Annotated in this window: 12 protein-coding genes; 4 read left to right on the forward strand and 8 right to left on the reverse strand. The window is 63.6% G+C overall.

Features of this window, described 5'->3' with window-relative positions; genetic code table 11:
* Positions 1-5 precede the first annotated feature (5 nt).
* Positions 6-1397 carry an L-cystine transporter gene (locus tag HRH33_RS25570; RefSeq protein ID WP_167417030.1) on the forward strand — a complete coding sequence of 464 codons (1392 nt, stop codon included), beginning with the start codon at positions 6-8 and terminating at the stop codon, positions 1395-1397.
* A gap of 85 nt (positions 1398-1482) precedes the next feature.
* Here the strand turns inward: HRH33_RS25570 and HRH33_RS25575 are convergent, their stop codons facing one another.
* Positions 1483-1995 (reverse strand): dihydrofolate reductase, encoded by a 513-nt coding sequence (locus HRH33_RS25575; protein WP_167417029.1) that lies wholly within the window; start codon positions 1993-1995, stop codon positions 1483-1485.
* A gap of 69 nt (positions 1996-2064) precedes the next feature.
* On the opposite strand from HRH33_RS25575, the gene HRH33_RS25580 reads away from it, so the two are divergent.
* Both HRH33_RS25580 and HRH33_RS25585 read left to right on the forward strand, forming a co-directional pair.
* Positions 2065-3444: a DUF2868 domain-containing protein gene (locus tag HRH33_RS25580; RefSeq protein WP_167417028.1), complete on the forward strand. Its 1380-nt coding sequence runs from the start codon at positions 2065-2067 to the stop codon at positions 3442-3444.
* On the forward strand, positions 3437-4804 hold the full coding sequence (locus tag HRH33_RS25585) for a DUF3482 domain-containing protein (protein WP_034101312.1): 1368 nt from the start codon (positions 3437-3439) through the stop codon (positions 4802-4804). The genes HRH33_RS25580 and HRH33_RS25585 overlap by 8 nt, the downstream gene beginning before the upstream one ends.
* On the opposite strand, the gene HRH33_RS25590 is transcribed toward HRH33_RS25585, so the two are convergent.
* The 7 genes from HRH33_RS25590 to HRH33_RS25620 all read right to left on the reverse strand — a co-directional run bounded on the left by HRH33_RS25590 (position 4795) and on the right by HRH33_RS25620 (position 13799).
* Positions 4795-5355, reverse strand: a complete 561-nt coding sequence (locus tag HRH33_RS25590) for a phosphonate degradation HD-domain oxygenase (RefSeq protein ID WP_094064318.1) — start codon at positions 5353-5355, stop codon at positions 4795-4797. The genes HRH33_RS25585 and HRH33_RS25590 overlap by 10 nt on opposite strands.
* Complete coding sequence (locus HRH33_RS25595; protein WP_167417027.1) at positions 5355-6488, reverse strand: TIGR03364 family FAD-dependent oxidoreductase; 1134 nt, start codon at positions 6486-6488, stop codon at positions 5355-5357. Before HRH33_RS25595 ends, HRH33_RS25590 begins: the two co-directional genes overlap by 1 nt.
* Before the next feature lie 118 nt (positions 6489-6606).
* Positions 6607-7629: a putative 2-aminoethylphosphonate ABC transporter substrate-binding protein gene (locus HRH33_RS25600; RefSeq protein WP_094064320.1), complete on the reverse strand. Its 1023-nt coding sequence runs from the start codon at positions 7627-7629 to the stop codon at positions 6607-6609.
* 22 nt (positions 7630-7651) lie between these two features.
* Positions 7652-9364: a putative 2-aminoethylphosphonate ABC transporter permease subunit gene (locus HRH33_RS25605; RefSeq protein WP_167417026.1), complete on the reverse strand. Its 1713-nt coding sequence runs from the start codon at positions 9362-9364 to the stop codon at positions 7652-7654.
* A 1-nt stretch (position 9365) separates the two neighbouring features.
* Positions 9366-10430 carry a putative 2-aminoethylphosphonate ABC transporter ATP-binding protein gene (locus HRH33_RS25610; protein ID WP_034139701.1) on the reverse strand — a complete coding sequence of 355 codons (1065 nt, stop codon included), beginning with the start codon at positions 10428-10430 and terminating at the stop codon, positions 9366-9368.
* A gap of 237 nt (positions 10431-10667) precedes the next feature.
* The gene (locus HRH33_RS25615; RefSeq protein ID WP_167417025.1) at positions 10668-11531 is read right to left on the reverse strand and encodes a LysR family transcriptional regulator; all 864 of its coding nucleotides are present in this window, start codon (positions 11529-11531) and stop codon (positions 10668-10670) included.
* Between the two features lie 15 nt (positions 11532-11546).
* The gene (locus HRH33_RS25620) at positions 11547-13799 is read right to left on the reverse strand and encodes a heavy metal translocating P-type ATPase (RefSeq protein ID WP_167417024.1); all 2253 of its coding nucleotides are present in this window, start codon (positions 13797-13799) and stop codon (positions 11547-11549) included.
* 85 nt (positions 13800-13884) lie between these two features.
* Between HRH33_RS25620 and cadR the strand changes: the two genes are divergently transcribed.
* On the forward strand, positions 13885-14325 hold the full coding sequence (cadR, locus tag HRH33_RS25625; RefSeq protein WP_094064325.1) for a Cd(II)/Pb(II)-responsive transcriptional regulator: 441 nt from the start codon (positions 13885-13887) through the stop codon (positions 14323-14325).
* The last annotated feature ends 49 nt before the right edge of the window (positions 14326-14374 follow it).

Below are 14374 nucleotides of genomic sequence, written 5' to 3' on the forward strand. Positions count from 1 at the left end.
TTCAAATGAATCTGCCGCTGATTCTCAACCTACTGGTGTTCCTGGCCCTGTTGCTGGGCCTGGCACAAACCCGCCGCACTCAGTGGAGCCTGGCCAAAAAGGTTCTGTTGGCGCTGGTACTGGGCGTGGTGTTCGGCGTGGTGCTGCATGCCATCTATGGCGCCGGCAACCCGGTGCTCAAAGCCTCCATCGGATGGTTCGATCTGGTCGGCAATGGCTACGTGCAACTGCTGCAAATGATCGTGATCCCGCTGGTATTTGCCTCGATCCTCAGCGCAGTGGCGCGCCTGCATAACGCGGCGTCCCTGGGCAAGATCAGCTTCCTGACCATCGGCACCCTGCTGTTCACCACCGCAATTGCGGCGATGATCGGTATCGGTCTGACCAACCTGTTCGGCCTCACCGCCGAGGGCCTGGTGGCCGGTACTCAGGAAATGGCGCGCCTGCAGGTGATCCAAAACGATTACGCCGGCAAAGTCGCCGACCTGAATATCCCGCAGCTGCTGCTGTCGTTCGTACCAGCCAACCCATTCGCCGACCTGGCGCGGGCCAAGCCGACGTCGATCATCAGCGTGGTGATTTTCGCCGCGTTCCTGGGGGTGGCCGCGCTGCAACTGCTCAAGGACGATGTGGAAAAAGGCCAGAAAGTGCTCAATGCCATCGACACCCTGCAAGCCTGGGTGATGCGCCTGGTGCGCCTGGTGATGAAGCTCACGCCCTACGGTGTGTTGGCGCTGATGACCAAGGTCGTGGCCAGTTCCAACCTGCAAGACATCATCAAGCTCGGTAGCTTTGTGCTGGTGTCCTACCTGGCCCTGGGCCTGATGTTCGTGGTGCACGGCCTGCTGTTGTCGGCGGCCGGGATCAATCCGCTGCGCTTCTTGCGCAAAGTGTGGCCGGTGCTGACCTTCGCGTTCACCAGCCGCTCCAGCGCAGCGACCATTCCCTTGAGCATCGAAGCGCAGACCCGTCGACTGGGCATCCCGCAGTCCATCGCCGGTTTCGCCGCCTCGTTTGGCGCCACCATTGGCCAAAACGGCTGCGCAGGCCTCTACCCTGCCATGCTGGCCGTGATGGTGGCGCCGACCGTGGGCATCAACCCGCTGGACCCGCTGTGGATCGCAACCCTGGTGGCAATTGTGACCTTAAGTTCGGCAGGCGTTGCCGGCGTGGGCGGCGGCGCGACCTTTGCCGCGCTGATCGTGCTGCCGGCGATGGGCTTGCCGGTGTCACTGGTGGCGCTGCTGATTTCCGTGGAGCCGCTGATCGACATGGGCCGCACGGCGTTGAACGTGAACGGTTCGATGACAGCCGGTGCGATTACCAGCCAGATCATGGGGCAGACGGATAAGGGGTTGTTGGAGGCGGATGAGCATGCGCAGTTAGCGCAGGCCTGATAGACCGCTATCGGGGGCAAGCCCCCTCCCACACTTGAAGGTATTCACAAATCAAAATGTGGGAGGGGGCTTGCCCCCGATGCTTTTAGGCTTTTTCCCAGACTTCAAAGTTGTAGGCTGGCTTGTCGCCCTCAGCCGCATTCTCAGCATTCGACACCAGCGTCCACTGGCTGCGGTCAAACTCCGGAAACCACGCATCCCCTTTCGGACTCAACGCCACCCGCGTCAAATACAGGCGATCGGCCTGTTCCAGGCCCTGCGCATACAACTGCGCGCCGCCGATCAACATCAGCTCGTCCACGCCCTGCTCCAGTGCCCATGCCTCGGCGCGCTCGACGGCGGCCTCCAGTGACGGAAAAACTTCCGCACCTTCAAGCGCCAGGCCGGTCTGACGGCTGACCACCAGGTTCAAGCGCCCCGGCAGCGGTCGGCCCAGGGAGTCCCAGGTTTTGCGCCCCATGATGATCGGCTTGCCGAGGGTGGTGGCCTTGAAATATTTGAAATCCCCCGGCAAATGCCAGGGCATGCGGTTGTCGACGCCGATCACGCGGTTTTCACCGAGGGCTGCGATCAGGCTTAGAGGGAGAGTTTTTTTCATGGCGACGAGAATACCAGAGCCGCGAGTCAGCGGTTATGCTCCAGGCTCACTTGCTCAACAGGACAGCGCGTGACTGCACTGAACTCGCTCCACACACTCTGGCTGACCGAAACCGTGCGCCTGCGTGAAGAACACGCCGGCAACCTCGAAGACTTGGAAGCCAACCGCCTGACCCGCGCGGCCGGAGGCGACCTGCCAACGCGCATTCAACGCCGCGCCTTGCACCTGGCCGAGCGCGATGGCCTGGTGGCCGCCCTTACCCGCTGGTTACAAGGCGCGCGCCTGGCCCTGGTGCTGCTGGCGATATTCGCGGTGGTCAGCGGCGCCGGCCTGGCGTTTGCCGCGCTGGGCAACGGATCGGCGCCAGTGAACGTGTTCTGGGCCTTGGGCAGCCTGCTCGGCCTGAACCTGATTCTGCTGATCAGTTGGGCCTTGGGCCTGCTATTTGCCGGCGAACATAGCGCCAGCGTCGGGCGCCTGTGGCTGTGGCTCAGCGAAAAATTCGCGCGCGATGCCAAGGCCGCGCAGTTGGCGCCGGCCCTGTTACTGCTGTTGCAGCGGCAGAAACTCAATCGCTGGGCCGTAGGCGTACTGGTCAACAGCCTGTGGCTGCTGGCATTGCTCAGTGCATTGGTGATCCTGCTGACATTACTCGCCACCCGTCGCTACGGCTTCGTGTGGGAAACCACCATCCTCGGCGCCGATACTTTCGTGGCCGTGACACAAGCACTGGGCACCTTGCCTGCCCTGCTCGGCTTCAATGTGCCGACTGTAGAGATGATCCGCGCCAGCGGGGATTCCGCCCTGAATATCGAGAGCGCCCGCCAAGCCTGGGCCGCCTGGCTGGTCGGTGTGTTGCTGGTCTACGGCCTGCTGCCGCGCCTGATCCTAGCCCTGCTGTGCCTGTGGCGTTGGAAACGCGGGCGCGCGGCGCTGCGCCTGGACCTCAACCTGCCCGGCTATAGCCAACTGCGCGAACGCCTGATGCCGAGCAGCGAGCGCCTTGGGGTCAATGATGCTGCGCCCGAACACCTGCACGCCGTCACTGGCGGCGTGAGTGAACAGCACAGCGCCGGCGCCCTGTTGGTAGCCATCGAGCTGGACGACCAATACCCCTGGCCGCCCAAACTGCCCGCCAGCGTCAGTAACGCCGGCATCCTCGACAGCCGCGAATCGCGCCACAAACTCCTCGAACAGCTCAGCCGCTTCCCGCCCGCGCGCCTGGCCATCGCCTGCGACCCTCGGCGCTCGCCGGATCGCGGCAGCTTGGCGCTGATCGCCGAACTGGCCCGCAGCGCCAGCGCCACCCGCGTCTGGCTGTTACAGGCGCCGCCCGGCCAGGCGCTGGACGCCGAGCGCCTGGGCGACTGGCACAACGCGCTGCAACAGCTCGAACTTCCCTTCGCCGACTGCGCGCCGCTGAACTGGCTGGAGACCGGTCATGACTAAGCCTCTGAAACTCGCCGTGGTCGGCCACACCAACGTCGGCAAAACCTCGCTGTTGCGCACGCTGACCCGTGACGTGGGCTTCGGCGAAGTGTCCCATCGCCCCAGCACCACGCGTCATGTGGAAGGCGCACGCTTGTCGGTGGACGGTGAAGCCTTGCTGGAGCTGTACGACACGCCCGGCCTGGAAGATGCCATCGCCTTGCTCGATTACCTGGAACGCCTGGACCGTCCGGGTGAACGCCTCGACGGCCCGGCACGCCTGGCGCGCTTCCTGGAGGGCAGCGAAGCGCGCCAACGCTTCGAACAAGAAGCCAAAGTGTTGCGCCAACTGTTGGCCTCGGACGCCGGCCTGTACGTGATCGATGCCCGCGAACCGGTGCTGGCCAAGTACCGCGACGAGCTGCAGGTGCTGGCCAGTTGCGGCAAGCCGTTGTTGCCGGTGCTCAACTTTGTCAGCAGCAGCGACCACCGCGAGCCCGATTGGCGCGAAGCCTTGGCCCGCCTGGGTTTGCATGCGCTGGTGCGCTTCGACAGCGTGGCACCGCCCGAAGACGGCGAACGGCGTCTGTATGAAAGCCTGGCACTCCTGCTCGAAAACGCCCGGCCGCAGTTGGAGCGGTTGATGCTCGATCAGCAAGCCCAGCGCCAGGCTCGCCAGCAAAGCGCCGCGCGGTTGATCGCCGAGCTGCTGATCGACTGCGCCGCGTGCCGGCGCAGTGTGGTCAGCGAGGACGAACACAACGCCATCGGCGAACTGCGCAAGGCCGTGCGCCAACGGGAACAAAAGTGTGTGGAAGCCTTGCTCAAACTGTTCGGGTTCCGCCCCCAGGACGCCGCCGCCAGTGATTTACCGTTGCTGGACGGGCGTTGGGGCGACGACCTGTTCAACCCGGAAACCCTCAAGCAACTCGGCGTGCGCGTCGGCGGTGGCATCGCTGCCGGTGCGGCGGCCGGCGCGGGGGTGGACCTGCTGGTCGGCGGCCTGACCCTCGGCGCCGCCGCCCTGGCCGGCGCCATCGCTGGGGGCGCGCTGCAAACCGCGCGCAGCTACGGCAATCGCTTGATGGGCAAGCTCAAGGGCCACCGCGAGTTGACCGTGGACGACAGCGTCCTGCGCCTGCTCGCCCTGCGCCAACGCCAGTTGCTCAAAGCCCTCAACCTGCGCGGCCATGCGGCGATGCACAGCATCAAAGTCGACACACCCCAGGACAAAACCTGGCGCGAAGGCAAATTACCCGACGCCCTGCATAAGGCCCGCGCCCACCCGCAATGGTCGTCCCTCAACCCTCACGCCAAACTGAGCCAGGCCGAGCGCCAGGAACAGATCGACGCCCTCGCCGAGCGCCTCGATCAGGACTGAGCCGTCAGCAACCGCCGAGCCTTGGCTTTGAGCCATTCAAGGTCGAGCAGCGGCACGTTGGCCTGCTTGGCCTGCTCATCCCAATACCGCAGACGCACACTCACCGCGCAGAGCGGGTCCTGTTCGAAGGCCCGGGCCTCGACGGCACTCATCACGCCGCCTTGATACGCCAGGGTGCGGCGGCTGGCCTCGCTCAGTTGTGCGTAGTAGTCGGGCTGGCTGAAGGTCAGGTAACGCTTGGCCTGGACGTGATATTCCACAAGCCTGGCCAAGCGTTCGCTGAAACCGGCCCGGCGCAGGTAATCCGCCCCCAGCCGCTCATGACTGACCACGCCGTAACCGCCCATGCTCTCGGCACGTTGGTCGCAGAGATGGCCGATATCGTGGAAAAACGCCGCCAATACCACTTCGTCATCGAAGCCTTCGGCCACGGCCTGTTGCGCGGCCTGGGACATATGTTCGATCTGCGACACCGCTTCGCCGATGTAGTCCGCCGTGCCGTGCTGTTCGTACAGACCGAACACCTCGGCAATCACCTGTTCAGGATGCATCACGCCTCACCCCACAGTGCCGCGACGTTGCGCTCGCCCAGCGCCGGCCCCACGCTCATGCCCACGCCGGTATGCATCAACGCGGCACTGACCCCCGGCGCCGCCCGTACGAAAGAAAACGGTCCCGGCCCGCGCGCGCCATAGACCCCCTGCCAGCGCTCGACCACCTGGATCCCACAGCCCAGGGTCTGCTCGGCCAGTTCGAGCATCCAGTTGTCCACCTGTTCGCCGTTGAAGGGCGACGCATCCAGGCCGTAATCATGGGAATCGCCGATGATCAGCTCGCCATAGGGCGTAGGACTGATCAACAGATGAATTCCGTGCTCGTGCAGGTGCGGCGCTTCGCGCAGGATTTGCGCCTGAACCGCCGCCGCTTCCGGTAAGTCGGCAAATGCGCCGTAATGCACGCAACTGAGACCCGTAAGCAAGGCATGCTGCAGGTTCAGATTCAGCGCCGGTCGCGCCCGCAGCATTTGCAGGCGGCAGATACTCGGATTGAGCTCGGCCAGCGCTTCGGCCAATAGGGTTTGGTAGTCATGGCCGGAGCAAACGATGATCTGTTCGCCGCGAAAGCTGCCGGCGGTGCTGTGCAACAGGCCCGGCTCGACATCGCGCACCAGGGTGGAAAAGTGAAATTCCACGTTCAGGTGCTGCCTCAGGTAGCGGATCAGCGCCGGGAGCGCCTCGCGTGAATACAGTTGCTGATCGTCGCGGCCATGCAAAGCGGCCCGGTGATGGCGGAACTGGCCGCCGTACAAATCGCGCATCGCCGCACCTTGCAGCAACTCCACGTTGTACCCGTGTTCCTGCGCGCGCCCGGCGCAGAAGGCTTCCAGCAGGTGTTCTTCCGCTTCGGTGCGGGCGAACAGGTAGGCGCCGTTGCGCTTGAGTTGCAGACCCGCCACCTGAGCCCAATGCCCCCAGATATCACGGCTTTGCTGCGCCAGATCGAGCATCGCTCCCGGTGGCTGGCCAGTGACCAAAGCCTGGCCGAAGTTGCGTACCGAGGCGCCCAAGGGCGTAGCGCTGCGTTCGAACACCTTGACCTTGAGGCCGCGTCGAGCCGCGGCGTAGGCGTGGGAAAGGCCGAGGACGCCGGCGCCGACAATCAGTAGGTCGCTGTGCTGTGTCATGTAGTGATGTCCTGTTTTCAAGACCGCTATCGGGGGCAAGCCCCCTCCCACCTTTTGAATGCCTTTCAATGTGGGAGGTGGCTCGCCCCCGCTAGGACCTTCAGCCAAAACCGAGTAATTACTGGCCCGCGACCTTCTCCGACTTACCGTCATAGCGCTTGCGCCATTCGGCCAGGATGCTGTCGCGGTTTTTCGAAGCCCAGGCAAAGTCATTCTTGATCAGGCGTTGTTCGTAGTCGGCCGGCAATTCGGTTTGCGGCTTGGCAATGCCCGGCTGGGCGAGGACTGCGAAGTTGTCCTTGTACAGCTCCATGGCTGCGGGGCTGGCGGAGAAGTCGGCGAGTTTTTTCGCCGCATCGGCATGGGCGGTGCCTTTCATCACGGCGGTGGCTTCGATGTCCCAGCCCAGGCCTTCCTTGGGCAGGATGATGTCCAGTGGCGCGCCCTGGCGTTTCAACTGCACGGCCGGGTACTCGAAGGAAATCCCGATCGGAAACTCACCGGAAGCCGCCAACTTGCACGGCTTGGAACCGGAGTGAACGTACTGGCCGATGTTCTGGTGCAGGTCATCCATGTACTGCCAGCCTTGCTTCTCGCCATAGGTCTGCAACCAGGCGCTCACGTCCAGAAAACCGGTGCCGGATGAGGCCGGGTTGGGCATCACGATCTTGCCTTTGTACTCAGGCTTGGTCAGGTCTTGCCAGCTCACCGGCTTGGTCAGGCCCTGCTTCTCGGCTTCGACGGTGTTGAAGCAGATTGTCGCGGCCCACACGTCCATGCCGACCCACGCGGGCGGGTTGGCAGGGTCGCGGTAATTCTTGCCGATCTTGTCCAGGTCCTTCGGCGCGTAGTTATCCAGCATGCCTTGCTGGTCGAGGATCGCCAGGCTCGATGCAGCCAGGCCCCACACGGCATCGGCTTGGGGGCGGTCTTTTTCGGCCAGCAGCTTGGCGGTGATGATGCCCGTGGAATCGCGCACCCATTTGATCTCGATATCGGGGTTGGCCTGTTCGAAGGCCTTTTTATAGCTCTTCAACTGCTCGGCTTCGAGGGCCGTATACACGGTGAGATCAGTTTTGGCGAAGGCATTCAGGCTGAATGCGGTGAGTACGGCAGCGACCAGCGCCAGGGGCTTGAACATGAGGAACCTCCTTCAGGGTTGTTTATTGGCCGGGCGCGCTCTGGCGCCAGGCTTGGGAGCGACGCAGCGCGCCGCGCGATGCCCACGCCAGCAGCAGCGAAACGCTGGCCGAGGTGAACAGGATCAGGGTGGACATGGCCGCCGCACCGCCCACGTTCCCGGCGTCGTCCATGTTCAACACGGCGACGGCGGCAAGAATGGTGTCGGGGCTGTAGAGGAAAATCGCGGCGGACACGGTAGTCATCGCCGACACGAACAGGTAGCGCACGATATCCAGCAAGGCCGGCAGGCAAATCGGCACCGTGACTTTCAGGTAATGGCGGTACAGCGGCGCCTTGAGGGACAGCGCGGCGGCTTCGAATTCGGCATCGAGCTGACGCAGCGCGGTCGTGGCGGTCATCTGCGCAGTGGTCAAATAGTGAGCAATGGTGCACACCACCAGCAGGGTCATGGTCCCGTAGAACACATGCAGCGGGTTGCCGTTGAGGTTGAAAAAGAACACGTAGCCCAGGCCCAGCACCAACCCCGGCACCGCCATCGGTACGAAGCTGAGCATGCGCAGCGCTAGGTTGAGGTGCTTCTGGCCCTTGGTCTTTTCCATCAGATAGGCGCCGGTGAAGATCAGGACGCTGCCGATCACGGCCGTACACAGCGCCATGGTCAGGCTGTTGCGGTAGGCCAGCCAACCACCGCCGGCGGTGTCCTCGAACTGGTAATGAGCGAGGGACAGCGACAGGTTGTACGGCCAGAACTTCACCAGCGAGGAATACACCGCCATGCCAAATACCAGCAGCAACAGCGCGCAGATCAGCAGCACGATGACCAGGTAGCAACCGTCCCTCAAGCGCGACGGCGCCGGGCGGAAGACTTGGGCGCGGCCGCTCATGGCATCGCCGTGGCGACGGCGCAACCAGGCGTCCACAGCGAAGCTGAACAGCGCCGGCACCAGCAACACCATGCCGATCAACGCACCGCGACCGAACTGCTGCTGGCCGACCACCGCCTTGTAGGCTTCCAGCGCCAGCACCTGATAATCGCCGCCGACCACCACAGGCACGCCGAAATCGGTGATGGTCAGCGTGAACACCAGGCAGAACGCGGCGAACACCGCCTGGCGCGTGGCCGGCCAGGTGATGCTGCGAAACGCCCGCGCCGGGCTGGCCCCCATACTTGAGGCGGCATCGAACAGGCGCGCATCGGCCAGCGAGAGCGCCGACAGCAAAATCATCAGGGCGTGTGGGAAGGTGTAGATCACTTCACCGAGCACGATGCCCCAGAAGCCGTAGATATTTTCCGCGATCAACCCGCGCAACAGGCCTTGGTTGCCGAACAGGTACACCAGCGCAATGCCCGGCAACATCGACGGCGCCATCAGCGGCAACAGCGACAAGCCGCGCCAGATCGCTTTGCCGGGGATCAGCGTGCGTTGCAGCGCGTAGGCAAACAGATAGGCCAGCGGTACGACGATGGCCGCCACGCTGAGGGAGACTTTCAGGCTATTGCCCAGCAACCAGTGGAAGTTGGCGCCGGTGAGCAGTTCCCGCGCCGCGACCAGGCCGCCACCCTGCCCGGCCTCGTTGCTGAAACCACGCCAGAAGATCGCCAGCAACGGCAGCAACACCGCGACACTCAGCAGGCTCAGCCAGAGCCATTTGCCGCCGACCACAAAAATGCGGTCGCCCCACTCGGCACGGGACACCTGACGCATCGCAGGCAAGCTCATCACTGCGGCCATCTCAGGCAAACACCTGTAGGCTGCGCGGCGGCAAAGCCACCCAGATGTCCTGGGCACCCAGGCGCGGCATGGCTTCGGGGGCGAGTTCGGCCAGCAGCGGATGACCGGGCAGGTGCTCCAGCTCAAAACTCATGCGGCAGCGGTTGCCGAGAAAGGTGATCTCACGGACCTTGGCCGGGAAGAGGTTTTCTTCGTGCACGGGAGGGTTGACGCTGATCGCTTCCGGGCGGCAGAACAGCCGACCGGACTTGGCTCTACCGGCGTCATCGGCCAGGCGCATCGTCATCCCGCCGACCTGAGCATGGCTGATGCTGTTGCGGCTGAACGGCAACCAGTTGCCCTGGCCGACAAACTCCGCCACGAACGGCGTGGCCGGGCGGTCGTAGATTTCCTGCGGCGTGGCGTATTGCTCGACCTTGCCGTTGTTCATCACGGCAATGCGGTCGGCCATCAACATGGCTTCGTCCTGGTTGTGGGTCACCATCAAGGTGGTGATGCCCAGGCGCCGTTGCAGCTGACGCAGTTCGGTGCACAAGTGCTCGCGCACCCGTGCATCGAGGGCCGACATCGGCTCATCCAGCAGCAGCAACGACGGCGCCGGCGCGAGCGCGCGGGCCAGGGCGACCCGCTGCTGCTGGCCGCCGGAGAGTTGACCGGGGTACTTCTTTTCGCTGCCGAGCAGGCCGACCAACTCCAGCATCTGGCCGACACGCTGGCGCACTTCGTCGCGGCCGCTGCCGGTGAGGCCATAGCCGATATTCGCTTCGACGGTCAGGTTGGGAAACAGCGCGTAGGACTGAAACAGAATGCCGTAGTCCCGGGCCTGCGGCGGCAGCAGGGAAACGTCACGGCCGCCCAGGTAAAGTTCGCCGTTGTCCTGGCGCTCCAAGCCGGCAATGCAGCGCAACAAGGTGGTCTTGCCGCAGCCGGACGGGCCCAGCAGGCACACCAGTTCGCCAGCGGCGACGTCCAGGGAGACGTTGTCCAGCGCGGTGAACGCGCCGAAGCGCTTCTGGATACCGCGCACTTTCATGGGCGCGCCGGGTTGGGTCAGGGCTGTGTTCATGGTGGCACCTCATCAAACTGATGAAGGCCATGCTAGGCAGGCAATGCGTCGCTCTTGTGGCAGGAAGGCAAAACGCGGCGATAGTGGTATTCGCAGATTTGTGTAGGACTCTTCGAAGTGAGTTGCTGGGGTATCGCCAATCGGGGGCAAGCCCCCTCCCACACTTGAAGCCATTCACAAATCGACATGTGGGAGGGGGCTTGCCCCCGATTGGCCCTCCAGGCCGCCAAAAAAAGCCTAGATTGGCGACATTTCCTGGGCCAACCCCAAAAACGCTGCCGGCAGGCGAGCGCCTTTTCGTTCTTTGAGGCAGTACAGATACTCCGGAATCTGCGGCGCATGCTCAAGGGTCAGCACCTTGAGCTGCGGGTCATGGGGCACTTCCTGGCGGGCGATGATGCTGATGCCGATATTGCGCAACACCGCCTCGCGGATCGATTCACGGCTGCCGATTTCCAGCAGCGGCCCGTAGTTCACCCCGGCGCCGCGCAGCATGTCTTCGGTCAGGCGGCGTGTGGTGGAGCCGACCTCGCGCATCAACAGGGTGTGTCCGGCGAGCGCACTCAGCGGCACATGATCGAGTTTGGCCAGGGGATGGTTGCGATGCACCGCCAGCACCAGCGGGTCGGTGCCGAGGACGCGACGTATCAGCCGTGGGTCGTCGAGCAGCTGTGAGGACGCCGCCACATCGACGCGGTAGTCATCCAGCGCTTCGAGCACCTGTTGGGAGTTGCCGATTTCCACCGACACCTCCACTTGGGGTAGGCGCTCGCGAAAGGCTTTGACCAGATCCAGGATGTAGTACGGCGCCGTTGCGGCAATCCTGAGTGCGCCCTGGACCTGACCGTTGTTGCGCAGGAAAAACTCGATATCGGCTTCCTGCTGCAACAGCGCCTTGACCATCGGCAACAGCCGCGCGCCTTCGTCACTGACGGTGAGGCGGCGCCCGCCGCGATAGAACAGCTCGACGCCGTATTGGCTTTCCAGGTTGCGGATCTGGGTAGTGACCGTGGGCTGGCTCAGGCCGAGTTTTTTCGCCGCCTGGGTGATGCTGCCCAGGCGGGCGACCATAAAAAACGCCTTCAGCTCGGCACTCAGCACACCACCCTCTCTTGTCTATTTGCGCAACAGGCGCAGGCCATTGAACACCACCAGCAGGCTCACGCCCATGTCGGCGAACACCGCCATCCACATGGTGGCCATGCCCATGAACGTCACCGCGAGGAAGATCGCCTTGATCACCAATGCCAGGGCGATGTTCTGCTTGAGGATACTCGACGTTTGCCGCGACAACCGAATGAATGCCGGAATCTTGCGCAGATCATCGTCCATCAACGCCACGTCGGCGGTCTCGATGGCGGTGTCGGTGCCGGCGGCGGCCATGGCGAAGCCGATTTCGGCGCGGGCCAGGGCCGGAGCGTCGTTGATGCCGTCGCCGACCATGCCCACTCGACGGCCTTGGGTGTAGAGGGTTTCGATGGCGTGGAGTTTGTCGGTGGGCAGCAAATCGCCCTGGGCTTGATCGATACCTACCTGCGCCGCAATCGCCTGGGCGGTGTGGGTGTTGTCGCCGGTGAGCATCAGGGTCTTGATGCCCAATTCATGCAACTGCTGGATGGCTTCTCGGCTGCTGTCCTTGACGGTGTCGGCCACGGCGAACAGCGCCATCGGGCCGGATTTGTCCAGTAGGAGCACGACCGACTTGCCTTGTTTCTCCAGGGCGAAGAGTTTCTCTTCCAGCGCTGGCGAGCACAGGCCCAGGTCCTCCACCAGGCGGTGATTGCCCAGGTGATAGGTTTCGCCGTTGATATCGCCTCGCACGCCGCGCCCGGCCAGGGCCTCGAAGTTATCCACAGTATGGGTCGGCAGGTTTTTATCCACAGCTGCGTTGGCGATTGCCAGGGACACGGGGTGGTCGGAACGCCCAGCCAGGCTGGCGGCGAGGGCCGGCGCGCTGTCTTCGACAGTGGGGAACAGCGCCAGGTAGTCGGTCTGCACGGGTTTGCCGTGGGTGATTGTGCCGGTCTTGTCGAGGGCCAGGTAATCGAGCTTGTAACCGCCCTCCAGGTACACGCCGCCCTTGATCAGGATGCCTTTGCGCGCCGCAGCGGCCAGGCCGCTGACAATGGTCACCGGCGTGGAGATCACCAGCGCACAGGGGCACGCGACCACCAACAGCACCAGCGCGCGGTAGATCCAGTCGAACCAGGCGCCGGCCATGAACAGCGGTGGAATCACTGCCACGCCGAGTGCGAACAGGAACACAGCCGGGGTGTAGATCTTGGAAAAACTGTCCACAAAGCGCTGGGTCGGAGCCCGCGCGCCCTGGGCTTGTTCCACCGCGTGAATGATCCGCGCCAGGGTGGAGTTGTTGGCCGCCGCCGTCACGCTGTATTCCAGGGAACCGGCCTGGTTGATGGTGCCGGCGAAGACTTTATCGCCCACCGTCTTCTCAATCGGCAGGCTTTCACCGGTAATCGGCGCCTGATCGACAGTGGATTGACCCGCGGTCACCTCACCGTCCAGGCCGATGCGCTCACCGGGCTTTACCCGCACCACAGCGCCCAGTTCAATGCTTTTAACCTCCTGTTCAACCCAACTGCCGTCCGGCTGCCGCACGGTGGCCTGTTCCGGGGTCATCTGCATCAAACCGCTGATGGCATTGCGCGCGCGGTCCAGGGACTTGGCTTCGATCAGCTCGGCCACGGTAAACAGGAACATCACCATCGCCGCTTCCGGCCATTGGCCGATAAGAATCGCGCCGGTGACCGCGATACTCATCAGCGCGTTGATGTTCAAATTGAGGTTTTTCAGGGCGATCCAGCCCTTTTTATAGGTGCCAAGGCCGCCGCTGAGGATCGACACCAGCGCCACCAAGGCAATCACCCAGGTCGGCGCGGCATTGGTGAAGTGCAGCACTTCGGCGCCCAACGCCCCAAGACCCGACACGGCCAGCGGCCACCAATGTTTCTTGGCCGGGGGAGTAGCGGCGGGCGCGCCCTCTTCGATGGGGTCGGCTTGCATGCCGATGGATTTGATCGCATCGATAATCGGCGCAGTACTCGGCAGGTCGTGGGTGACGCCGAGAATGCGGTTGATCAGGTTGAATTCCAGCTGCTGCACGCCAGCGAGCTTGCCCAGCTTGTTCTGGATCAGCGTCTGCTCGGTGGGGCAGTCCATGGCTTCGATACGGAAGGTGCTCAGGCGCGAACCGGCGGTGGGTGCTTCGCTCAGTGTCACCACCGCAGGCGCGGGGCCACCGGAACAGCAGGAGCCGCCGTGGCCGTGATTGTGTACGGGCGTGAGTTTTTCAGTGCCATGATCGTGGGTGTGATCATGTTTATGCGGGGTGTGGTGGGAATCGCTCATGCTGTGGCGTCCGTAAGAGTGCTTGTTGCCAAGTAAAGACCCTGTAGCCACTATAGGGTCAAGCACCCATTTGGAGATTGCTGCGATGAAGATCGGCGAACTGGCCAAACTCACCGACTGCCCGGTGGAGACCATCCGTTACTACGAGAAGGAAGGCCTGCTGCCGCCCCCGGCGCGCACCGATGCCAACTACCGCGTGTACACCCAGGCGCACAGCGAACGGCTGGTGTTTATCCGCAACTGCCGCAGCCTGGACATGACCCTTGAAGAAATCCGCAGCCTGCTCAGCCTGCGCGACAGCCCTCAGGACCAGTGCGAAAGCGTCAATGCGTTGATCGACGAGCATATCCAGCATGTAAAGACGCGCATCGACGGGCTGCTGGCCTTGCAGGAGCAATTGCTGGACCTGCGCCAACGCTGTGGGGGCGGGGATCACTGCGGGATTTTGCAGCGGTTGGAGGTCAACGGCGGGGTAGTCGCCAGCGAGGCCGAGCCCTCACACGTAGGCAGGAGCCACGGGCATTGACTCAAGCGAACACTGTTCGAATGTGGGGTGGGGGCTGCCCTGGATGCGG

The sequence above is a fragment of the Pseudomonas rhodesiae genome (assembly GCF_013285305.1).
In the GTDB taxonomy this organism is placed as follows: domain Bacteria; phylum Pseudomonadota; class Gammaproteobacteria; order Pseudomonadales; family Pseudomonadaceae; genus Aquipseudomonas; species Aquipseudomonas rhodesiae.